Source organism: Saccharospirillum salsuginis, assembly GCF_014651855.1.
GTDB lineage: Bacteria > Pseudomonadota > Gammaproteobacteria > Pseudomonadales > Natronospirillaceae > Saccharospirillum > Saccharospirillum salsuginis.
In genome coordinates, this window is sequence record NZ_BMXR01000006.1 from 229,924 (window position 1) to 252,432 (window position 22,509).

Annotated in this window: 14 protein-coding genes; 3 read left to right on the forward strand and 11 right to left on the reverse strand. The window is 61.1% G+C overall.

Annotated elements, in window-relative coordinates; genetic code table 11:
* Window positions 1-30 precede the first annotated feature (30 nt).
* From IE111_RS13425 to IE111_RS13455, 7 genes are all read right to left on the reverse strand, one after another.
* Complete coding sequence (locus tag IE111_RS13425; protein ID WP_189609539.1) at window positions 31-1,305, reverse strand: OmpP1/FadL family transporter; 1,275 nt, start codon at window positions 1,303-1,305, stop codon at window positions 31-33.
* Window positions 1,302-2,141 carry a M48 family metalloprotease gene (locus tag IE111_RS13430; protein WP_189609541.1) on the reverse strand — a complete coding sequence of 280 codons (840 nt, stop codon included), beginning with the start codon at window positions 2,139-2,141 and terminating at the stop codon, window positions 1,302-1,304. The genes IE111_RS13425 and IE111_RS13430 overlap by 4 nt, the downstream gene beginning before the upstream one ends.
* Before the next feature lie 8 nt (window positions 2,142-2,149).
* Window positions 2,150-2,644: an SH3 domain-containing protein gene (locus IE111_RS13435; protein ID WP_189609542.1), complete on the reverse strand. Its 495-nt coding sequence runs from the start codon at window positions 2,642-2,644 to the stop codon at window positions 2,150-2,152.
* A 27-nt stretch (window positions 2,645-2,671) separates the two neighbouring features.
* Window positions 2,672-4,840: a CHASE2 domain-containing protein gene (locus IE111_RS13440; protein ID WP_189609544.1), complete on the reverse strand. Its 2,169-nt coding sequence runs from the start codon at window positions 4,838-4,840 to the stop codon at window positions 2,672-2,674.
* A gap of 27 nt (window positions 4,841-4,867) precedes the next feature.
* Window positions 4,868-6,604 (reverse strand): carboxypeptidase-like regulatory domain-containing protein, encoded by a 1,737-nt coding sequence (locus IE111_RS13445; protein WP_189609546.1) that lies wholly within the window; start codon window positions 6,602-6,604, stop codon window positions 4,868-4,870.
* Window positions 6,601-7,107 (reverse strand): hypothetical protein, encoded by a 507-nt coding sequence (locus tag IE111_RS13450; RefSeq protein ID WP_189609548.1) that lies wholly within the window; start codon window positions 7,105-7,107, stop codon window positions 6,601-6,603. Before IE111_RS13450 ends, IE111_RS13445 begins: the two co-directional genes overlap by 4 nt.
* Window positions 7,108-7,185: 78 nt before the next feature.
* Entirely contained in the window at window positions 7,186-12,147 is a 4,962-nt protein-coding gene (locus tag IE111_RS13455; protein ID WP_189609550.1) for an Ig-like domain-containing domain, read from the reverse strand.
* A 482-nt stretch (window positions 12,148-12,629) separates the two neighbouring features.
* On the opposite strand from IE111_RS13455, the gene IE111_RS13460 reads away from it, so the two are divergent.
* A complete protein-coding gene (locus IE111_RS13460) occupies window positions 12,630-13,682 on the forward strand; it encodes a phospholipase A (RefSeq protein ID WP_189609552.1) in 1,053 nt (350 codons plus the stop codon).
* A 247-nt stretch (window positions 13,683-13,929) separates the two neighbouring features.
* Here the strand turns inward: IE111_RS13460 and IE111_RS13465 are convergent, their stop codons facing one another.
* The 3 genes from IE111_RS13465 to IE111_RS13475 form a co-directional block, all read right to left on the reverse strand.
* Complete coding sequence (locus IE111_RS13465) at window positions 13,930-15,033, reverse strand: ABC transporter ATP-binding protein (protein ID WP_189609554.1); 1,104 nt, start codon at window positions 15,031-15,033, stop codon at window positions 13,930-13,932.
* A 657-nt stretch (window positions 15,034-15,690) separates the two neighbouring features.
* The gene (locus tag IE111_RS13470; RefSeq protein WP_189609556.1) at window positions 15,691-17,382 is read right to left on the reverse strand and encodes an ABC transporter permease; all 1,692 of its coding nucleotides are present in this window, start codon (window positions 17,380-17,382) and stop codon (window positions 15,691-15,693) included.
* A 540-nt stretch (window positions 17,383-17,922) separates the two neighbouring features.
* Window positions 17,923-18,945 (reverse strand): Fe(3+) ABC transporter substrate-binding protein, encoded by a 1,023-nt coding sequence (locus IE111_RS13475; RefSeq protein ID WP_268245030.1) that lies wholly within the window; start codon window positions 18,943-18,945, stop codon window positions 17,923-17,925.
* Window positions 18,946-19,139: 194 nt separating this feature from the next.
* Here IE111_RS13475 and IE111_RS13480 point away from each other — a divergent pair, with 194 nt between their 5' ends.
* The gene (locus IE111_RS13480) at window positions 19,140-19,565 is read left to right on the forward strand and encodes a GNAT family N-acetyltransferase (RefSeq protein WP_189609558.1); all 426 of its coding nucleotides are present in this window, start codon (window positions 19,140-19,142) and stop codon (window positions 19,563-19,565) included.
* 120 nt (window positions 19,566-19,685) lie between these two features.
* Here IE111_RS13480 and IE111_RS13485 read toward each other — a convergent pair whose 3' ends face one another.
* Window positions 19,686-21,461, reverse strand: a complete 1,776-nt coding sequence (locus tag IE111_RS13485) for a choice-of-anchor I family protein (protein WP_189609560.1) — start codon at window positions 21,459-21,461, stop codon at window positions 19,686-19,688.
* Between the two features lie 223 nt (window positions 21,462-21,684).
* Between IE111_RS13485 and IE111_RS13490 the strand changes: the two genes are divergently transcribed.
* Entirely contained in the window at window positions 21,685-22,302 is a 618-nt protein-coding gene (locus IE111_RS13490) for a LysE family translocator (protein ID WP_189609562.1), read from the forward strand.
* Window positions 22,303-22,509: the final 207 nt, after the last annotated feature.

The following is a 22,509-nucleotide window of genomic DNA, read 5'->3' on the forward strand; positions in this document are numbered from 1 at the left end:
TGTCCGCTGGGTGTGCCGCTCACGATGTCATTAATACCGATACGACGTCGATAAAAACACACTGACGTCCATCACCGTGGTGTCCTGCACCAGATTTTTCAGGTCTCCGAACAGCTGCGATTCGCCTTCCCCGCGACTGGCCATCACCCCCATCGTAATCGATGAATCCCGCGTGAAGCGACTCAGGCTGGTGGTCAGCCCGATGATGTCGATGTGCGGGTCCTGAAACGTTTTTCCGAGTTCGAGCTCGGGGGTGTTGGCGTTGGCGGTGAACACGCCGCCACGCACGGCGTAGCGGGGCGTCCAATAGTACTCCGCGCCCAGGGCGACATCGAGCGTCGGCTCGCGTTCTGAGAACACGATGATGTCGTCGTTTTCCGTCGCGCCCGCGCCGGTGTGGAAAATCATATCGGCGGACAACAGTAAAGCCGGGTTTGGAAACCAGGCGATGCCGGTCCGCACCTGAACCGGGTAGAGTCGAACGTCATTGAAGGTTTGAATTTCGGGGACGGCTTCCTCACCATCGGCATCGCACCCGCTGGAACCTGTGCCCGTTCGGCAACGTGCCGACTGGTAATGCGTGTTTGACGACAACACCAGGGTTTGATCGATGGACAAACCGATCGCAACTTTGTCGGCCGGTGACCACATAAAACCAAGCTTGGGTCGTACACCGTGTTCCTTGGTTTCCAGGTAGGTGTTTAGCCATTCCAGGGTATCGTCATTGAACCGCACATACTGGTTAATGTTGCTTTCGAAAACCCGGTAGTGGTAATTCAGCGTTAGACCAATCGCGAATTGCTCGTTCAATTCATAAGCGATACCGGGGCCGAAGTTATAGCGAACGTCCTCCCGGTTGAGATTAATGATGTAACGGTCGACGCTGCCGAAATCCTCGAATTGCTGGTCCTGGTTTTCCGATACGGAATCCGGAGTCGAGGAAGACAGGCCGACCTTGAACGGACCGACGGTTTGCATCACGCCGAAGAAGTTCGGCAGCAACTGGGTGCTGGTGCGTTCCCAATCGTACTGACCGTCCAACACATCGTCGTATTGAATCTGCCGGTATTGCAGGCTGTTGACGCTGGCGGAGATGTTGTCGGCGGTGGCGTACACCAGGCCGGCGGGGTTGTAGTACAACCCCGCCGGGTCGTCGGAGACGGCGGTATAGGCACCGGCCATGCCGAGGGCGCGATCGCCGACGATCTGGTTCACGTTGTGGTATTCGTCGGCCAGGGCCGGCAGCGCCAGCAAAGGCAGGACGAAGCCGACTCGGGTGAGCCTGTGTCTTCTAATCGATCTCATGGTTGGGTTCTGTCCCGGAATCGCTCGGCCAGGCGCGGATAATCGAGTCCGGTCAGGCCTTCGTCGTGCAGTTGACGGTCGAGTGCGGCGAGGCGCACATCGAAGGGGGGATGGGTGCCGCTCAATTCGGCGTGTTGATCGGTACCGCTTTCGTGAACACGATCGAGATAGCGGCGCAGGGCGCCGGGGTCGTAACCGGTGCTTGCCAGCAGGATGGCGCCCTGGGCGTCGGCTTCCAGTTCGTCCTGGCGTTCGAGACCTTTCTCGAACAGGATCGACAACGCCTGATCGACGGCCTGGTCGAACACCACCCGGGTGGTCTCGCTGGCACCGCCCATCAACTGCGCCAGGCCGGCGTCGCTGCCGGTGGCGCCGATGTCCAGCGCCCGTACGATATGGCGCTGGTCGACGTGGGCGATTTCATGGGCCAATACGGCCGCCAATTCGCTTTCGTCCCGCATCAGGGCCAGCGCCGGTCGGGTGATGAAGACATAGCCGCCCGGTGCGGCGTAGGCGTTCACCTGATCGGATTCGAGCACGTAGAAATAAAAATCCAGCTCCGGACGTCGGCTGGCCCGGGCGACCGTCTGACCGACCAGATTGACGTAGCGTTGCACGGCGTCGTTGTCGAGGCCGTCCATGCGGCCGAGGATGGATGCGGCGACGTGGCGGCCGAAGTCGACTTCGGCCTGAATGTCGGCCGGCGTTAACGTCTCTTCGAGTTGCTGGGACAGGCGTGGTCGGTAGTCATCCGGTGGCGCGCTCGCGCAGGCGGACAACAGCAGTGCGAGTGACAGACACAGGGCGGGGGACAGGGTGCAGGTTCTCGGGTCCATGGTCGGCCTCAGCGTGCGGTCAGTGGGCGCTGGAATTCGGTCAGCTCGTTCGGGTCGGGTTGCAGCCCTTCCATCCGCTCCAGCTCGGCGTAATCAGTACCGCCGCCGAATTCGGTTTCGCCCTCGCTTAGGCCGCGGATGGCGCCGGCTGTGGTCACTTCGGAGGCGCGCAGCCGGACTTCATCCGCGTCCAGCTCCCCTTCGAGGTGGGTGACTTTCGCCTGCGGCGGTTCGGTGCCGACGAGCCAGCGCGAGACCCAGCCGGTCTGGCCGTGGTAGTCCACCTGCAGCCAGTTGTTCTCATTGGTGAGAATCGTGAGCGCCGTGCCTTTCGGAGGTTCGGCCAGGGTGGTGGCGTTGAAGCGGGGCGCATCCAAAACGGGCGCCACCTCGCTGAGCACGAAGACTTCATCGGCCAGGGCCGACAGACTCATCAGCAGACTTATCAGCAAACCGGTACACAGGCCGGTCAGCCACCGGCGAGCGCTCGATGTTTGAATCACAACCGTCTCTCCTCGAATCGGGCAACCCTACTTACTGGTTGCAGTATAGACACCCGCCCATTCTTTGCCGGGCGGCTCTCGCTGGAATTGCCAGCACCGGGCGCGGTACAGCTTGCGCAACCCCGGGTGGTCGATGGCGCTGAACAGATCGAGCGCGTCTTCCCAGCGTTGTTCGTAGTAGCAGGCCAGGGCTTCGGTCATCCGGCGGACCAGGTCCTCGGCTTCGGCGCGCGCTTCCGGGCTGGGGTCGAGTCCGGTCCAGGGGGCGAAGAGGTCGACCGGACGCTGGCGGCCTTTGACCTGCACGCGGTCGACCGGCACACATGGGATGTCCAACGTCAGGGCACGATGGGTGCTTTCGGAAATCAGCAGGCGCAGGCCGTAGGTCTTGGTCAGGCCTTCAACGCGCGAGGCCAGGTTCACGTTGTCGCCGATGACGGTGTAGTCCAGATGTTGGTCGGAGCCGATGTTGCCGAGGATGACATCGCCGCTGTTCAGACCGATGCCGATGTCGATCTGCGGCAACCGCATCGCTTCGAGTTGTTCATTGACGTGATCGAGCCGCTCCACCATGCGCAGCGCGGCGGAGACCGCCAGGTCGGCGTGATTGTTAATGCGGATGGGGGCGCCCCAGAACGCCATCAGCGCGTCACCGATGAATTTGTCGACCGTGCCGTCGAACTCGAAAATGGCCGCCGACATCTCGGCGAAATGGCAGTTCAACAGTTGCACGATGTCACGCGCAGCGAGGTTTTCCGACAGACCGGTGAAGTTGCGCACGTCGGAAAACATAACCGTCATGTGTTCGGTCACGCCGACCTGGGCGTGCAACACCTCGTCCGGCCGGTTCAATACGTCGGTCAGCACCGAGGGCGAGACATACTGCGACAGCATGCGCTTGATGCGGCGTTTGTCGCTGCTTTCGACGAAGAAACGATGCGACAGCGAACCCATCCAGGTGAGTGTCAGGCCGGCCAGAGGCGTGACCGTGTCCAGCACCCGGTTGTGCGACAGCAGAACATCCGCCAGCACCGCATAGCCGAGGCCGATGCCGAACGGCACCAGCAATTGCAGGCTGAAGCGGTTGAGCCGGGCCACGGCGAGCAGGGTTAGGGTCGAGGTCAGAACCAGCGCCAGATAGGTCCAGCCGGCGCGGGGCGGGTGCAGCAACCGGCCGTCCATCAGGTTGCCGGTGGCCGTGGCGTGAATGAAGACGCCGGGGGTTTTCTGGCTCATCGGCGTGGCCTTGATGTCGTCCAGCCCGACCGCGCTGGCGCCGATGTAGACCAGTTTGTCCTCGAACTCGTCCGGCGTTATGCGCAGGTTGGCGATGTCGCCGTTGCGGATCCGTTGCAGTGAATCCAGCACGCCGGCCATCGAATAGGGCCGATACTCGCCGTAGTAATTCAGCAGCAGTTGTTCATCCTCGCCGATCGGGATGTCGAAGCCATCGACGAACAGATGGTGGCCGTCCCGCCGGGCGCGGGACTGGTTCGGCTCGTTCAGCAGCGGCGCCAGGCTCATCGCCGGGAAGTAAGCGGAATGGTATTCCCACAGCAGGCGGAGACGGCGATAGACCCCGTCCCGATCCGGTTCGGCGCCGACGATGCCGAGGTGGGGCGTGGTTTCCAGCAGGGCGTCGAAAGGCAGCGAATAGTGATTGTGCCGGCCTTTCTCCAGGCCGGTGGCGGTTAACAGGCTGTGGCGGTCACGTACGCCGTCCGGCATGGGTTGGTTCAGCCGCTGGGCGCCTTCGTCCACGCTTTCGTTGCGCATCAGGCCGGAGTGATACAGGTTTGAATGGTTCCAACTGGTTACCACCAACTGCTGGTCGCTGGCGCTCAGCGCCTCCTCGGCACGGCCCTCGCGTTCGGTCAGCAGGATATCGAACAGCACCGCCCGGGCATTGCCCATGGCCAGGAATTCCGCCAGGTCGGCGTAAACCGACCGCGGCCAGGGAAACCGGCCCAGTACCGGTTCCAACGCTTGTAACGAGGCCTCGTCGATCAGGATGAGGGCGATGTCCTCGGGCAGTGGTACGTCCTGGCGCTTGGCTTCCAGGCGGGTGTCGTACACCTGGTGGTTCAGGCGTTCGAACGCCTGGATGTGGTGCAACACGCCGACGATCAGCAGCGTGACGATCAGAACCAGGCTCTGGGCCAACCAAAAGGGCAGTCGTTTCAGTCGGTTCAACAAATCGGCAGCGTCCTTCTGTGGTTGTGATTAAGGGGTGGTGGCACCGGATTCCAGCAGCCGGATCGAGACGGCGTAGTCTCCGTAGCGGGCCAGATAGCCGTAATTGGCCGGGGCGAGCCAGGCGGCATCGGCGGTATCGGTGACCAGGTAAAGGGTACCGTCTTCGGCGGCCACGAATTCCAGCGAAGAGGCGAAGTGGCTGCCGTCGTGCAGCGGCGAGCAGCCGCCGGCCTGGGTCTCGCAGTCGACGTCGTCGTCGTTGACGAGCGGGTCACCATTGCCGTCCAGCAGTGCCGTGCCATCGGTATGATAGAGGCCTATACGGGTATCGGCGCCATTGCGCAGATCGTGAGTCCAGATGCGGTAGCGCACCCCGGCCGTAACGCTGATGGCCAGAGTGTCGCTGTCGGCCTGGCCGCTGGCGTGGTAGAGGGTGTGGCGTTCGCCGACGATGCAGTCCGCCGGCAGCGTCTGGTCGGTCAGGGAGCAGTCGCGTGCCGGGGCATCGGCGAAGAGTTGATCGCTCTCCAGGGCGTCGCGTTGGTACAGAATCGACCGTTCGCTGAGTATAGCGCGCCACTGGGCCAGTTCCTGGTTGGTCGGCTGGCTCTGCAACAGGCCGTCCCAATAGGCTTCGAGGGTGTCGGCATAGGAATTGGCGGGTAGCTGGTCGACCAGCGGCGCCCAGACCCGGGCCTGGCCGGCGTTGTCCTGCAGGCCGATCAGGGTCATGGCGATGGCGGCCTCGTTGGTGGCGTAGCTGAAGCTGGTAGGCAGGCTGGCCAGATCGAGGCTGACGTTGACGGTGTTGCTGCGGGTGTCGGTATAGCGGGTGCTGGCCAGGTGGCCGGGAATCGACAGCCGCTGCGGGTACTGGGCGCGCAGCCAGGCTTTGACCGCGATCTGGAAATAGTTGGCCATGCCCTCGCTCCAGCTCAGGCGCAGGTCCAGGTCGGTGTCCGCCAGGCTGTGGTAGCCGCCGGGCGAGTCGGTCATGCCGGTCGAGAACTCGATGTGGTGGGCGAATTCGTGCCAGAGCACATCGTCGTCGAATTCGTCGGTGTCGCCCGTGGAATACGGGTCGCTCAGCACGTAGATGCCGGAGCCTTCGCTGCAACCGCCGCCAGTACCGAGGCAGGTGTAGGAGCCGGGGCTCTGGCCGTATTGCCAGAACAGGTTGAGGTCGTTCAGCGTGGCGGTCGTGTCGCTGTAGTAGTGGTAGAACTCGGTACCGCTGAGCATGACGTCGAGCATGTTGAAGGGGCCGGCCATGCGGCTGGACAGTGGAACGTTCACGTCGGCCGTGGTCTGTTCCTCGCTGAAGCTGACCGCCTGGCTCACGGCGTAGAGGGTATCGCTCATGTTGTAGACGTTCAGGGTTTCGCCGCTGTCGGCCGTGGCGCGGGCGAGTACCCGGAGGCTGTAGTCGCCGATCGGGACCTGGGTGAAGGCGTAGTTGCCCGAGTGATCGGTAAGCGTGGTATCGACCGGATTGTTGTCGGCGTCGAGCAGGTCCACCACAACCCGGCGGGCGGGTTTGTCGGGTGTATTGCCGGTGATGAACCCGGTGTCGTCGTACATCCGGTCCTGGTAGGTGATGCGGCCGGATACGTCGACCTGTGGCTGTGTCGTGGTCTGGCTGGTGTCGTCTTTGGTATTGGCGTCCGCGTCGCCTTCGGTCCCGTCACCGGTTACCGAACCGGACGGGCCACAGGCCGTCAGCCCGAGCAGGGCGAGCGTAACAACCCAGAGGCGGGCGGTCATCGCTGTGCCTCCGGGTTCAGCGGAACCACCCAGAGGGGTTCGCCGTCGCGCGATTGCAGCTCGGGCGCGGGTGCCAGCGAGCGGCTCGCCGGTTTTTCAGACGCATTGGACCACTCGGCTTTGAAGGGGTGGTCCAGGGAGTCGCCCTCCGGCAACGTCAGGGTGACGTTAATTCCGATGGGCGTAGTGAAATCGATCGGACCGGTCAGGGTCCAGTGTAATTGAGTGGTGTGGCGCTCGGTGAGCGCTCCCCGCCATTCTGTGCCGTCCACCGCATTCAGCGGGGCGGGCAGTTGCAGATGGATCGAGGCCGGCGCTTCGGGCAGCACCGTGGTCAGGGTGACCGTCAGGCTGGCGCTGTCGGGCCCGGTCGCTTCCAGATGGCTGACCAGATTGAGCCAGGCCGCCGGTTTCTGGGTGGTGTTCGCCCAGACAACGGAAAACGGCGTCAGCAACAGCACGCCGATGAATACGATGTGAAACGGAATCCGACGGTTTCCCATGCTGTGATTCCCCGGTTACGACAAGGCCGGGTACCGCCCGTAAGCGGTACCCGGCGTCGGGTCAGTTTTCAGGACGGATCAGTGGCGCTGACGGGCCGCCTGTACGCGGCGCGTACGGGCTTGATCCTCGGCGGTCGGTTGGCCGCTGCCGGGTTTCCAATAGTGGTCATCCATGCCGAATTCACCGTCGTTCAGATAAATTTCATGACCACGGCATCCTTCGGGACCACACCCCTCCACTCGGATCATCACCTGCTCGGCACCCGCTGGAATCGTGGGGCTGAGGCTGAAGCCGTTGGCCGGGGTTTCCGGGTCGTAAGTCATCGGCATGTCGCCCATGGTGTTGGGCGTGACCAACGTTGAGTCGAAGTAGGTCGACTTCCAGGTTCCGTCGGTCGGATCCTGATAGCCGACGTCCGCCCACATGCTGTCCGGGACGAAACCGGAGCTGCCGAAGTCCCCGGAGACCGTGATCGGGTCGCCACTGACATCATCGCTGCCGTGGACCGGGTCGGTGATGTAGACATATTGAGGACGGGGTTCGCCATTAGTGACCTGGATGTTCACATTGAACTGGTTCCAGTCAGCGTCGCTGATGTTGATTGAGTTATTGCCGTCGTACAGATCCACATCGAAGCTGAAGGTGCCATCGACGATCTGGAAGGTTTGGAAGGTATTGCCGGCCCAGAATTCGCCGGAACCGTCACTGCCACTGGTTGTACCGCTTAAGGTGACGGTCATGAGCTGGCCGCTGGCGTCACCGGCATCCCACTGAAGGTATCCACAGCCGTCATTGTAGGTCTCCGTCATACCGTTGGGCATCGGTACGCTGATCGCCGGCGCGGGTGGCGTCACGTTGTTGTCGGACAAGACCGTAACGCTGAACCAGTTGTGGCCGTCGTTGATGTCGATCCACTGGTGATGTTGATTGCCGTTGGCGGCGTCCGGATCGTACACCGATATCACAGCGCTCCAGTTATAGGTTCCAGTGCCGTTGGCGGTGCTGCTCGCCTGGACAGACACTTCCTCCATACTGCCGCAGGCTTCAGTGGACAGTTTGATGTTGCGACCGGGAACGGTGGATGTGCCATTGACCGTTACCGTGTCGGCCACAATCGGTTCAGGGAAACCGGAGCCCCCGTCGATGCCGTAGGTGTCCATATCGGAGACCAGGGTATTGCTACTGCTGTCGACGAGTCCGGTTACATCCAGCATCGGTTCGGTGTAGGTGCATGAGGTCTCGCTGGTGCGAATCTCGACACCAGCCCAGGTGCCATTGGTTTCGTCGTAGATGTTGACGAAATTGTAGGCTCCGGTGCCGCCGATGACCTGGAAGGTCGCGGACCAGGATTGAGTCGCACCCTCCGCGGTGCCATCGCCGGCCAACAGGACTTCCTGGTTTTCCCAGTAGTAGTCCACATCGTCGCTGCCTTGCCAATCGACCCACAGTCGTGAGGTATTACCAGGGGCGGTACCGTTGACCGTGGCTGTGCAACTGGCGATGTTGGCGACCCACTGGCCGAAGTCATCCACCGGCGTGACGCTATTCACGTCCACGACTTCGGGGCGCGGCAGAGTGGCGCCGTTGTCGGTGTAGATGTTCAGGTTATAGAAGTCGCCACTGCCGTTGTCGATACCGATCCAGTTCCAGCCGTTATAGAGCTGAACAGTGAAGGTGAAGGAGCCGTCGCCACTGGCGTCGATTTCGCCATCGGTATGGGCACCATCCGCGCCGGCGTTGTAGTAGCCCAGGGTCGGTTCGGCGAATTGCCCGGTGATGGTCACCTCATTGGTATTCACCGTTACCTCAGTGGCGTTCCAGTCGGAACCCTGTCCCCAGTTGCCGGTTTCTTTCAAGGTACCTTCACTGGTGGTCGGCGCGTCGATGGAGACGGGTGCGACAAAGGTGCTGCCGGTGTCGGTATAGACGCCGAAGTGGGTACTGACGTTGGCGTGTTCACCGGTGCCGTTCGGGTCGCCGCTCAGGTCGAGGTTGATCCAGTTGTCACCGGAGAAAATCGGCATATCGACGACGCTGACAGTACCGTTCTGCTCACTCAGCGTGAAAGCGGACGAATCCTGACAATAGCTGTACTGTGCATAAGCGCCGCTGTCGTTGTGAACCCAGATGTTCAAGTCGGCCCAGCCGCCTGTTTCACTGCACAGGGCGCCCATCAGGTCGGATACTTTGGTGTTGTTCGGATCCGCAGCCCAGGTAACATCCAGCGCGGTGGTGCCACTTGGGGCGTCGGCGAAGTTCCACTCGTTCAAGTCCACTGTGCCCAGTGAGCCGCCCATGGTGTTGAGCGCATTGATGGTCGTGGCTTCAACCGCCGGTGCCTGACCGCCTTCGGTGTGGATCTGGAAGTCTTTGTACAGGTTGCCGCCGTCATTAACAGAGACCCAGTTCCAACCCTGGAAGAGCGGTACGGTGACGGTGGCTTTGGCGGTACCGTCGCTGTTGTCGCTGAAAGTTAGCGGATGTTCGGCGAAGCCACTGTTGCTGTTCAGATAGAGGAAACCACCGTTCTGTACAGCTTCGTCAACGTTCGGTGTGGTGACGGTGATGTCCACGCCATCGGATGAACCGGCGTCGAAGCCCCAGATGAATTCATCGAAGGTCAACGGTTGACCGATGTCATCGACCACGCCGAGCGCTAACTCTTTGCGTTCGCCCGGATTCTTGAATTTCTTGACCGCACTGACGGCTTTGAAGTCACGCACCAGGTCGCTGACCGAAGGCATGTTTTCCCCGTCGGCGAAATCACCCGGCGTCAAACTGCCCAGACCAATGATCTCCCACAGGAAGGCTTCGCCGTCACGTTCGATGCCCCAGTCGCGTTCGGTCTCAAAGTCGAACAATTCACTGACATCGACCGCTCCGGACGGCAGACCTTCGCTGCCGGAAGAGTCCGGTACGGTCAGGGATTTCAGCGAGGTTGAGCCTTCGACGCTGTCCAGGTTGCTCTCGCTGATGGCAATGGCCACGCCCAGTTCGGACGGGTGCCGTGCGTTGGCGATCAGCAGGATATAGCTGTCGACGCCCTGGACCGAGGTATCGAACCGGAAGGTCAGTGGGTCGGCTTGGGACGGAGCGGCACTCAGGGTGTCACCGGAAGCGATGTCGGTACCGGTATCATCGGACAGAATGGCCTCCAGCAATTCGAAGCTTTGCAGCTGGGAACCGCGATGGTCGAAGCCTTCGGACATGCGCGACAGTTTCCATGCGCCGTTGCTGTTCTTGACGGACGCGAACATGGAGTCCTGCGGGCCGCTTTCCAGGCATTCTTGGCTTTGATTGTCGGACTCGAAATTCAGCGAGAATTCAAAGTCACCGGTGCTGGCATCCGAGACGTTGATGGCGCTCTCGATGTTGCCGGTGATGGTCATGCCGCAATATTCCCAATGGGTCAGGCCTTTTTCCATCATGCTGATAAATTCGTTCAGGCTGAGACGACCATTGCGGTTAACGTCCTCGTCCATGAACCCTTGCTGCAGCACACTGTATTCGAATACGAAGCTGCCGGTCATCATCGACTGCAGTTGCGACAGGTTGCGATCGTTGATGGCCCGCACCCACTTTCCGAATATCTCGGAAATGCCGGACTGGGCGGTCTGCGTTTCGGTGCTGGCGGTATCGTCCACGCCTTCGGCTTCGGTGGCGCCTTCGGTGGTGAAGCTGCCGTCGATGGTACCGTTCACATTGCCGGACAGGTCCGCGATGCCGGAAATGCTGTAGTCGTAGGTGGTGGCCAGTTGCAGCGGATTGCCCAAAATGAACTCATAGACATAGCTGCCATCGGTTTCGCCGACGAACAGAACGCCCGGTACGCCGACATCCGGCGTGGCATCGAGGGTCAGACCGTTCACGTCCAGGGCTTCATTGGAACTGATCCGAATCGGATCGCTGGTCTTGACGCCGGTGGTCGCGGTGGGCGAAACCAGGCTGACGGTGGGCGCTGTGCTGTCGGTTTCCGCCAGAGCCGTGAAGGTGCCGGTAGCGGCGTCGCCCATGGCATTGCCGTACACATTGGTGACGAAATCCGGAACATAGACTTCGTAGACGCCGGCGGCCAACGGCTCATCCGGCTGGAAGGTGGCGGTCAGCCAGTCGGCGCTCAGTTTCCAGGACCCGGCGATGTCGCCACCATTTTGAGTGACGTCGATGTTCTGCACGCTGCCGCGGCTCATCGACATATCGAAAGTGACCTGGATGGCCGAATTGGGCGCCAGTTCCAGAGCCTCGGAGCCCCAGGTGTTGGTGCCGTCGGTGTTCTTGGCCTTGCCGAACATCTTCAGTACGCGCGGGGTGACGTCGCTGACTTCGGCTTCGACATTCTCGACCGCGACGGATTCATCCTCGGCCTTGAACGCCGGCATGACCGCGACGATGGAATCGGTGGTGACGCCGCTGATCGGGTCGAAACTGGAGGGTTTGAACACCAGCATGGTGTACTTGCCGGTCGGCAGCGGGTCGCCGTCGACATAGAGATTACCGTTGGACGCCGCGGTCGCGACACAGTCGCTGGACTGGACATTGTCGGTACAGCCGTAGGCGCTGATGTCGTATGCCCCTTCGCTGTTGGTCTTGTCCTGGGCGACCGGGGCCAGCCACTCGGGGTGATCCGCGTCGTACACGTAGACAAAGGCGTTGGAGAGGGTACTGCCGGTGGCCATCATGGCGGCGGCGTTGACCTGGCCGTTGATGATCGGCTTGTTGGCGACCTTGAAGCTGCCATCGGCCTGGACCTTCTTGCGCGGACTGTGCGCGGAGCCCCGCATCAACAGATCCCCCGGCTTGTTGGAACCGGCGACCGAGCTGGACAGTGTAACGGTACCGGACAGGCGGGTCTTGTTGCTTTGGGTCGTGTCACCGCCGTCATTACCGGTATCGCCTCCGGTGTCACCACCGGTATCGCCGGTATCCGTACTGGTGTCTGTACTGCTGTCACTGCCACCAGAGTCGTCTGAACTGGAAGATCCACCACTGGAGCTGACATTACAGGCGGCCACTGCAAGGGTCGCCAGTAAGATCAGCATCCATCTGCCTAAAGGTCTCATACGCTGTCCTCTTGTTTTCTACTGCACGGACCGGCGCCCAACAGCTCGGGCCGGATTTGGTCCAATCAGTATAGGAAGCTGAACGTTGGTGGGAGATCGCCGAAATAGGCGTCAAATCTTACTTTGCTCGATGTAACGGAATGTAATTTATGGTCGGGGCGAGGCTGACTGTTCTGTGATTTGCGTCACACAAGGGGTCATGGGTACGGAGGCGGACACAGATGCGCCCTGTAATAAGAAAAAGCGGGTTTATGACAGCCAATTTGACGTGAATTCCCGTGCGGAGGTGTCGGAAAACCATCAATGGGCTGTCGATGAGTTACCAATCCGTAACAAAAAAGTGTGAACCAATCCATAAAAGCGGGTATGGAAAGCGTGAAGGACGGAAGACCGTGTCAACGACGTCAGAAATTCGTACGGAAAGCATCTAGCTTGGTGACAACGGTGAATAGGACGTAACAATGGACCAAATGCGTAACAACCTGACCCGATTCGTCTGTGGGATGTGCCTCTGTGCACCGCTGACCTGGGCCGAGAATCTGACGCCCGACGTGGCGAATGAGTCGGTGGGTGACAGTACACTGACGCCCTACAAACAATGCATCGTGAACATTGCCGAGAGTGCGTCCAACGTCTTGTCCGTCGCCCAGTTGCGCAACTATTGCAGTGCGGAAACCCGTGGGGAGGATACCTTCGACAGCGACAGCACACCGCTGCAACGACGCATCGAGCTCGAGCAGTTTTCGATGAACAACCCGTTCAGCCTGCTGCCGCATCGCCCGAACTACATACTGCCGCTGACCTACACCCAATACCCCAACGGCGACTACATCGACCCGGGCGAGGGCGACCTGCAAAACATTGAAGTGCAATTCCAGCTCAGTCTGAAAGTCGTGCTGCTCGACGGCATCTACCGGGACTACGGCAACCTGTCCTTCGCCTACACCGCCCGTTCCTTCTGGCAGGCTTACAACCTGAAACTCTCGTCCCCGTTCCGCGACACCAACCACGAACCCGAATTCATTCTCGCCCTCGGCAGCGGGCTGGAACTCGGTTCGTTCCGCAATGCCGGCAACGCCCTCTCGCTCAACCACCAGTCGAATGGTCGGGGCGGCGAAGACTCGCGCAGCTGGAACCGGGTCATCTTCCAGACCCTGTGGGAAAACGGCCCCGTGGTCATCGCCTTCCGCCCCTGGTACCGCATCCCCTCACCCGAACCCCGCTACCCCGGCGACCCACTCGGCGACGACAACCCCGACATCCAGCACTACCTGGGTCACTTCGACCTCAACGTCGCCTATGCCGCCGGCAAACAGCGCTATTCACTGATGCTTCGCAACAACCTGGAGTTCGATGACAACAAAGGCGCCGTCGAGCTTGCCTGGTCATTCCCGTTCAACAACCGGGTGCGCGGACGCCTGAACTACTTCGAAGGATACGGGGAAAGTTTGATCGACTACGACAACTACAGCCGCTCAATCGGCCTAGGCATTGAACTCAGCGGCTGGCTTTAACCCCGGGTCCGGACTACGTGCTTATAACCCGCATCGGCTACCGGTGGCTCCTATTCAGGGTCGCACGGGGTGCCGCCCACTCAATCCATCCATGGAGGCTTGACCTCGGCATCCATGCCTCGCACATCCCTGAATAGGTGCCACCGGCATCCGTTGCTAGTCTATTGATGCCACTTAACACGAGCTGCGGGGGCACCTGTCTCCGCAGCGGGTTCCTGGCACGATAAGGCTGAAGCCGGGGCCCGTGTCAGAGGTTGACCGCTTCCCTGGTGTCGAGTGTTTCGACGGTCCAATCGGCCGGGTTGTAGTTCCGGTTGGCCGGGAAGGCGACCAGATGGTCGGTGTGCAGAGTCAGGGGTAAGTAGTCACCCGCCTTGTGGCGATGCAGCGCACGGAACACGGCATCCAGCCGACGGCCGCTCGGCAACTCGACGCCATAGCGCGTCTGCGTTCCCATAAAGGCACGGCTGAGCACGCGGGCCTCGACACCGGATGCCTCCACCAGAACTTCATCCGGGCGGACGAACACATCCAGGCTCGCACCCACCGGCCAGCGCTCGTCCGGGTCGGGCAGCAGCCCCAGCTCCGACTCGATCCAGCCATCCTCGCGCACCCGCGCTTCAATGAAGGTACCGTCCCCGACGAAACTCGCCACCGTCGGTGTCGCCGGCTGATGGTAAATCACCTCCGGACGGTCCCACTGCAACAAATGCCCGTCGTCGAGCACCCCGATGTGATCGCTGATGGCGAAGGCCTCGTCGCGATCGTGCGTGACCATGATGGCCGTGATGCCTGCCCGCTTGAGGATATCCCGCACCTCGGTCGCCAGAGCCCGGCGCAGCTCGGTGTCGAGGTTGGAAAACGGCTCGTCCATCAACAACAGGCGGGGTTTCGGCGCCAGGGCGCGGGCCAGGGCAACCCGTTGTTGCTGCCCGCCGGACAATTGATGCGGGTAGCGGTCGGCCAGTTCGGACATCTGCACCAGGTCGAGAACTTCGCGTATCCGGGACTTCCGTTCGACGCGGTCGAGGTGCTTGAGGCCGAAGCCGATGTTGTCATGCACCGTCAGGTGCGGGAACAGTGCGTAGTCCTGAAACACCATGCCGATCCCGCGCTTTTCCGGTGGCAGGGCGTCGTCGGGCTGGGCAATGATCTGGTCGTGCAGGCGGATGGTGCCTTGTGTGACGGGGTTAAAACCGGCGATGGCTTGCAGCAGGGTGGTTTTGCCGCATCCGCTGGGGCCGAGCAGGGTGTTGATGTCGCCTTCGGATACGGTGAAGGAGAAGTCTTCGATGATGGTACGGGGTCCGAACCGGCATTCGATGCTTTCTACGGCTAGCAAGGCTGTCACACGCGGTACCTGTCTGCTCGTTTACCTGAAGTAAGTGGCTGTCAATTGTAAATGAATCTCAGTATGGCACAAGTTTGGGGTCTTTGCCCCCTCAAGAGGCGCCGGCGTCCCGCCGGCATTGGTGGCAGGGTTTGCTTGGGTGCCAACAACCCGCACCGGCTAACCGGGGTGCTCACATGAGGCCGCCATGAACCCATCCATGGGGGCTTAGCTTCGGCATCCATGCCTCAGATATCCTCATGTGAGCATCCCGGTCATCCGCTGCTAGTCGATGGTGCCACCGCAGTATGCACAAGAAGGCAGGGTATGCTCTGGAAGGGACATCTGAGGCTGTTGGTAGGTTGGATCGGTCCGACGCTTCGGTAGCCGGAGGCGTAATCCAACATTCGTTATTGCGTCTTCCATACCTACGCGGGCTGATCTCCGTATAGCCGCGCACGTGGTGTTTCAGATAGTGTATTTCGTCAGAGGTGACTCGTGTCTGTTAGTTCATAGGGCTAGCAGCGGATGCCGGTGGCTCCCAGTCAGGGATGTGCGAGGCATGGATGCCGAGGTCAAGCCCCCATGGATGGGTTCACGGCGACCCTGAATGGGAGTTACCGGCAGCCGCTGCGGGTTTCTGGCACCAAACATAATTCAGCCACCAAGTCAGTGGGTTTAGGCGTTGCCCTCTCCCATGAGTTCCGGGGGTGGTTCGGGTCGGTCACCCCGGATGGAACGGCTGAGCAGGATGACCGGGATAAGGCCGACGAGGACGATCATCAGGGCGCCCATGGCCGAGGCTTCCAGGCGTTCGTCGGAGGCGAACTGGTAAACGTGGGTGGCCAGGGTGTCGAAATTGAAGGGCCGCAGCATCAGGGTGGCGGGCAGTTCCTTCATGCAATCGACGAAGACGACCAAGGCACCGGTCAGCAGGCCGGGCCGGATCAGGGGCAGATGGACCAGTCGCAGCGTGGACAGGGTGTTCTGGCCGAGCGAACGGGAGGCTTTATCCATCGACGGGGTGACCTTGTCGAGGCTGGACTCGATGGCCCCGGCCGCAACTGCCAGAAAACGCACGCTGTAGGCGAACACCAGTGCGAAAACAGTGCCGCTGAGCAACAGGCCGGATGAGACGTCGAACGTCGCCCGCAGCCAGGCGTCCAGGGTGTTGTCGAACGCGGCCAGAGGGATCAGCACGCCGATGGCGAGCATGGTGCCGGGCATGGCATAACCGAGTTTGGCGAGGTTGACCTGCACGCCCATGGCCCGGCTGGGGTAGAGCCGTCGGCCGTAGGCGAGCAGGGTGCCGAGCACGACGGTGGTCAGGGCAGCGGCGGCCGAGAGGAAGAAGCTATTGAACGAGTAGCTGAAGAAATCCTCGGTCCAGTAGCTGCTGAAATTACCCAGCGCGTAGTCGGCCAGGACCCAGGCCGGGACCACGAAGCCGAGTATCAACGGCAGTGCGCACGCCACCAGAGCGGCCCAGGCGCGCCAGCCGGAGAGAACATAGAGCGCGGCGTCGCGATCCGGTCGACTTTGGCTGTAGTGACGCTGCCGGGCCCGGCCCAGGCGTTCCAGCCCGATCAATACCACGACGAACACCAGCATCAGACTGGCGATCTGGGCGGCACCGCCGAGATTGCTCATGTGCAGCCAGGTGTCGTACACACCGAGGCTCAGGGTGCGAATGGCGAAGTAATCGACGGTGCCGAAGTCGTTCAGCGTTTCCATCAGCACCAACGACAGACCGACGGCGATGGCCGGCCGGGCCATGGGCAGGGAAACGCGGTAGAAGCTTTGCCAGGGCGTGCAGCCCAGCGAGCGGCTGGCGGCCTGGACGGCGTTGGATTGCTCCAGGAACGCGGCGCGGGCGAGCATGTAGACGTAGGGGTAGAGCACCAGCGACATCAGGGCAATGGCGCCGCCCATGCTGCGCACCTCGGGGAACCAGTAGTCGCGCATGGTCTGCCAGCCGAACCAGTCGCGCAGGGCGGATTGGACGGGCCCGGCGTATTCGAGCAGGTCGGTGTAGACGAAGGCGATGACGTAGGCCGGGACGGCGAACGGCAGCAGCAGGGCCCATTCGAAGATGTGGCGGCCGGGAAACCGGCAGGCGGTAACGAGCCAGGCGGTGCCGATGCCGATGACAAAGGAGGTGGCGCCGACGCCGGCGAGCAATATGAGTGTGGAGCGTATGTAGTACCACAGGACGGTGTCGACCAGGTGGGCCCAGATGTTTTCCTTGGGGAAGAGGGCGATGTAGAAGACGGAGAGGACCGGAAGCAGGACCAGCAAGGCGGTCAGCGTGACGGTCCATGTCCAGGCATGACGTTGACGGGATTGGCCTAGCGGTTTGGACGGTGTCATTGGTTGAGTCAGTGCCTGTTTTTGGTCGTGGTTGCTTGTGCTTGTTAGCCAGGAATTCGCGACCGGTGCCCGGGGTACCCATCCGGGGTCGCTGTGAACCCGTCCATGGGCGCTTGACGGCAGCATCCTTGCTGCCCACATCCCCGGCTGGGTACCCCGCCCACCGGTCGCTTGATCACCACCCAAACCACCGAAAGATATCTCCAGAATGCCTGTCTTAGTGGTTCACATCCACAGATGAGTACCTTGGGCACCCGTCCGTCTCTCGCTAAGTGCTTGATCAACCGACAGGGCAATACCACAGAGTGGTATTTGTGAGTTAGCCACCTGTGACTAGCGCCGACCGCCGGGAGTGTTCCTGTAGGAGGCATCTGAGGCATGGATGCCGAAGCTAAGCGTACATGGATGTATTTACAGCGGCCTCCGGAAGGAATACTGCCGGTGGTCGGTGCGGGTTCCTGGCAACCAATGAAGCCACATCGGAAATAACAACGGCAGCCTGTGGCTGCCGTTGCGGAGTGTAATGGAAGCCGGTTGGCCTTAGAAGTCGTAGGCGACCTTGTCGACCAGTTTAGACGCTTCACTGACGTGTTCGGCGACCTTGGTCAGTGAGACGGTGTCGGCTTTGAAGTCGCCCATGTACTGGTTGAGCAGCGAGCTGTTCGGGACGCCGGGGCGAACCGGGAACTCGAAGTTTTCCTGGGCGTACATGTACTGGGCCATGGGGCTGGCGAGGAATTCCATCAGCTGGACGGCGGCGTCCCGGTTCGGGGCGTGCTGGGTCAGCGCCACGCCGGAGATGAACATGTGGGCACCGCGGCCTTCCTGGTTGGGGAAGACGATGTTGACGGATTTGGCCCATTCGATCTGTTCCGGCTCTTCGGTGTTGGTGATCATTTTGCCGAAGTAGTAGCTGTTACCGAGAGCGAGGTCGCAGACGCCTTCCTTGATGGCTTTGACCTGGGCGCGGTCGTTGCCCTGGGGCTTGCGGGCGAGGTTGTCTTTGAGGCCCTGCAGCCATTCTTCGGTGTATTCCTCGCCGTGGTGTTCGATCATGGAGGCGAACAGGGAGAGGTTGTAGTTGTGCTTGCCGCTGCGGGTGCAGATGCGGCCTTCCCATTTCGGGTCGGCGAGCTCTTCGTAAGTGGTGATCTCGCCCGGCTGGACGCGGTCCTTCGAGGCGTAGATGACGCGGGCGCGGGTGGTGAGGCCGAACCAGTGGTTGTCTTCGGCGCGGTATTGGGCCGGGATGGCGTCGGTCAGGACGTCGCTGTCGATGGCCTGGGTCAGGCCCTTGGCGTAGGCGTCGGTGAGTACGCTGGTATTGGAGGTGAGCACCAGGTCGGCCGGGCTGTTGCGGCCTTCGGCTTCAAGGCGTTCAATCAGGCCGTTGCCGTAGACGACGTTGATGTCGATCCCGGTCTGTTCGCTGAAGGCATCGAGCATGGGTTCGATCAGGAAGGCCTGACGATAGGAGTAGATGTTCACTTCCTGGGCCTGGGCGACGCCGGTGCTGACGGCGGCAACCAGGGTCAAGGCGGAGAGTGACTTCAACAGTTTCACGGGCGGTGACTCCAGTTGTGAGTAATTTTGATGTTGATAAGTATTCTCACTTTGATTGGGGAGGGTGTCAAGTCGACAACCTTCCCGAACATTGACCTCCGTCAAGGCGCATTGTTTTTTGCTTTGTGAACTTGGCACTGGGCGCTGATTGGCTAGACTGGAGTCGGCGTCTCAAAGACCCCTGGAGGCTGTAGATGATTCGGCACGCGACCAATACGGATTTTCGGGAACTGGCGGATATCTACCACGATGCCAGCTTGATCGCCCACCCCTTTATCGATCCGGCGTACGTTGCGGTCGACAAGGTCGCGCTGCAGCAGGATCGCCTTCCGTTGCAGGAGGCCTTCCTCTATGAAATACCCGGTGAAATCGCCGGTTACATCTCATTGACCGGGCCTCACATCAACGGCTTGTTCGTCAAGGTCGACCGCCAGCGACAGGGCATCGGCCGGGCACTGATCGAACATGCCAAACAGTTGCAGGACCATCTCGACGTCCGGGTTTTCCAGGAAAACTATTCCGCGCAGCGCTTCTACTACGCCATGGGGTTCGAGGTGGTGGAAGAGCGCAGTCACGTGCAGTTGCCGCATGATGAGTATTTGATGCGGTGGCCGGAGTGAGATAGATAGACACCTCCCCTCTCCCCTAACGCCTCTCCCGAGGGGAGACCCTCTCCCCTAGCTCTCCCGAAGCGTCGGACCGCCCGCGGGAGAGAGTTAGGGAGAGGGATAACCTATTCTTTACTCCCGAATCCGATAAACCGTCGTCGTCCCGCTCACCTCATTCGCGACAATCAACAACGCCTCACCGATCGGGCTCGCCTCCAGCGGCACAAACCGCATGCCTTCCGGCGCCAGATCACCGGCATCGGCCAGGGTGGCTTCGGTCACTTCGCCATCCTCGGTCGCTTCAACGGCATTGAAGTTGCGGTTGTTGACGTAGTCCAGGTACTGAACGTTCATCGGGTCGGTCACATCGGCCACGATAAATCCGCCCATGCGCTCCAGCCCCACAAACGCCAGGGTACGGTCACCCAGTCGACCGAGGGTCAGCGCTTCCGGTTCGGGCCCTTTGTTGTCGCTGCGGTCGTCGATGGCCAGTTCGTTGTCGGTGGTGTTGAAGAAATCCGGATGCGCTTCGGCGGTGATGCGTTCGAGCAGGTCGCCGGAGTCGTACACTTGCTGACCGATGCTGTCGAAGATGGCGAACGAGCGGGCGCCGAAGGCGTACACCTCGTCATAGTCGCCATCGCCGTCGGTATCACCGCGTACCGAAAGCATTTTCAGATCGCCGATGGCCGAGAGCGAGTGCGCGCTGCTGTCCAGTTCGACATCGCCGATTTCGGTTTCGTCGGTGTAGGCCAGGCAGCCGTCGTCTTCGTCGTAGTCATAGATCCCATTGGGCAGGGGGCCGGTGCAGTCGGCTTCGCTGTCCACGTCGAAGAAGTATTCCCGCGCATCGCCTTCGTTCGCGGTGATGATGTAGTCCTCGCCATTGACCCGGTAGGCCGCGATGGAGTCCGGATGATAGGTGCCGAACAGCTTTTCGTGGGTGTGCAGGTTGGCGACTTCGTCGTCCTTGTTCGCATCGAGGGCGTTACCGGCCAGGCTGTGGTCCTTGAAGCCCAGCGGGAACAGACCGGTGACGCGCGGCTCACCGGTCAGGCTGATGCGGGCCAGGGCGTTGTTTTCCTGCAGCGACACATAGGCGGTGCGGGAGTCGTCACTGACGGTGATGTATTCCGGCTCCAGATCCTGGGACAGGCGGGTGTAGCCCGGGTCCGGGTTGTTGCCGGTGATGATGTCCGGGTGGTGGTTGTCGTCGAAGGCATTGAAGTTCAGTTGAATGCCAAGGTCCGCGGGTTCGCCGAGGTTGATCGGAATAACGGTGACGCTGCCTTCCGGGTCGATCATGTAGTCGTCGCTGGGCTCGCCTTCATTAGCGACCAGTGCGAAACGTCCGCTGGGCGAGAACGTCACCATGTCCGGCAGGGCGCCGGCTTGCACGGCCTTGATGAAGGTGGTGTCGCCTTTGGCGTTCAGTTGGTAGAACAACACCGCACCGCGGTCGACTTTGTTGTCGTTCTCGACCGCGATGGCCAGCATATTGCCATGAACCGCCAGGCTGTTGGCCCCGCCGATAACGACCTTCTTGTGACCCGTGTACGGGTCGGCGACCCAGACCTGATCGGGCACGTCGCCGCGACGCTCGCCCAGGTTGTTCAGGCGTATCGGATCGGCGGCGGCCTCATTCGGCAGGCGGTTCAGGCTCACGGCGGTGATCTCGCCGGTGGCGCCGTTGGTCAGGTAGGCGAAACCGGAATATTCGTGGTAAGCGACGATTTCGGCCGCGCTCTCATCGAAGATGCCGCTGGTGTGCCGGCCGATGACGTCGATGGTCAGGGAACCGGATTGGGTGGTGGGAGCGGCGTCGGTTGATTCGGTGGTCGGGTTGGAACTGCAGGCGGTCAGGGCCAGACCGGCCGTGACGGCCACGAAAAGCGGCTTCAGACTCATGGTGAACTCCTGTTCGAGACTGTGTTTGGGATGTTTTGGTGCGAATTCACCCTAAAGCCGAAATGTGACTGTTCTGCGAAGGAACGATGACGATGGAAGCGAATCTGAATTGTCGATGTCGCGTACAGTGCGCAACGCGCCGTCCCAGTGCGTCGTAGGCGTCGCCCTGCAGAAGCATCTGCCGTACACTGAATGGCTGTGATGAACGATCAAAGGAGCGGTTATGACTCTGGCTACCTGGCTCACCGTGGTCAGCATTTGCATTCTGGGCGCCATGTCCCCCGGCCCCTCACTGGCGGTAGTGCTCAAGCAAACCCTGGGCGGTGGTCGTCGCAACGGCGTCGTCGTTGCCTTAACGCACGGCCTGGGCGTCGGACTGTACGCCTTACTGAGCATCATCGGCCTGGCGGCCGTGATCACCGCGTCACCGCTCGCGTTCAGCATTCTGCAGTGGGGCGGGGCGCTCTATTTGGCGTGGCTCGGTGTGAAAGGGCTGACGGCCAAACGCTCGGATGACTCAGACCTGCCGGAAGTACCGACCACCACCAGCGCCGCACGCGACGGCTTCCTGGTCGTCTTCCTCAACCCCAAGATCGCCGTCTTCTTCATCGCCCTGTTCAGTCAGGTAGTGGGCGTGGACACCTCCTTCATCGCCAAACTCGGCTACGCCGCCACCGCCATGATCATCGACGGCGGCTGGTACCTCATCGTAGCCTGGCTCTTCTCCAACCCACGCTGGCTGCACCGGCTGCAACAACACAGCGTCTGGTTCGAACGCATATTCGGCACCATCCTGATAGCCCTCGCAGGCCGACTGGTAGTAGGAATGCTAAAAGCCTGATTAAATCGTAGGTTGGATTAGCGCGCGAGCGCGTAATCCAACAACCAAACCGAACCCTCAAAGCAGCCTGTGCCAACGAGCTCTCGTAGGGTGGGCACCGCCCACCAAGGAAGAATAAATTAATTCCGACTGGTCTCCTGGCTAAACGTTGACTATGGCGCCTACCCACCAAAAACAGGTGGGCCGTGCCCACCCTACAAGACCCGT

What these genes read in the sequence shown, in the direction of transcription:
- IE111_RS13425 (WP_189609539.1), bottom strand. Translation starts at nt 1,305, where the DNA reads ATGAGATCGATTAGAAGACACAGGCTCACCCGAGTCGGCTTCGTCCTG.
- IE111_RS13430 (WP_189609541.1), bottom strand. Translation starts at nt 2,141, where the DNA reads ATGGACCCGAGAACCTGCACCCTGTCCCCCGCCCTGTGTCTGTCACTC.
- IE111_RS13445 (WP_189609546.1), bottom strand. Translation starts at nt 6,604, where the DNA reads ATGACCGCCCGCCTCTGGGTTGTTACGCTCGCCCTGCTCGGGCTGACG.
- IE111_RS13450 (WP_189609548.1), bottom strand. Translation starts at nt 7,107, where the DNA reads ATGGGAAACCGTCGGATTCCGTTTCACATCGTATTCATCGGCGTGCTG.
- IE111_RS13455 (WP_189609550.1), bottom strand. Translation starts at nt 12,147, where the DNA reads ATGCTGATCTTACTGGCGACCCTTGCAGTGGCCGCCTGTAATGTCAGC.
- IE111_RS13460 (WP_189609552.1), top strand. Translation starts at nt 12,630, where the DNA reads ATGGACCAAATGCGTAACAACCTGACCCGATTCGTCTGTGGGATGTGC.
- IE111_RS13470 (WP_189609556.1), bottom strand. Translation starts at nt 17,382, where the DNA reads ATGACACCGTCCAAACCGCTAGGCCAATCCCGTCAACGTCATGCCTGG.
- IE111_RS13480 (WP_189609558.1), top strand. Translation starts at nt 19,140, where the DNA reads ATGATTCGGCACGCGACCAATACGGATTTTCGGGAACTGGCGGATATC.
- IE111_RS13485 (WP_189609560.1), bottom strand. Translation starts at nt 21,461, where the DNA reads ATGAGTCTGAAGCCGCTTTTCGTGGCCGTCACGGCCGGTCTGGCCCTG.
- IE111_RS13490 (WP_189609562.1), top strand. Translation starts at nt 21,685, where the DNA reads ATGACTCTGGCTACCTGGCTCACCGTGGTCAGCATTTGCATTCTGGGC.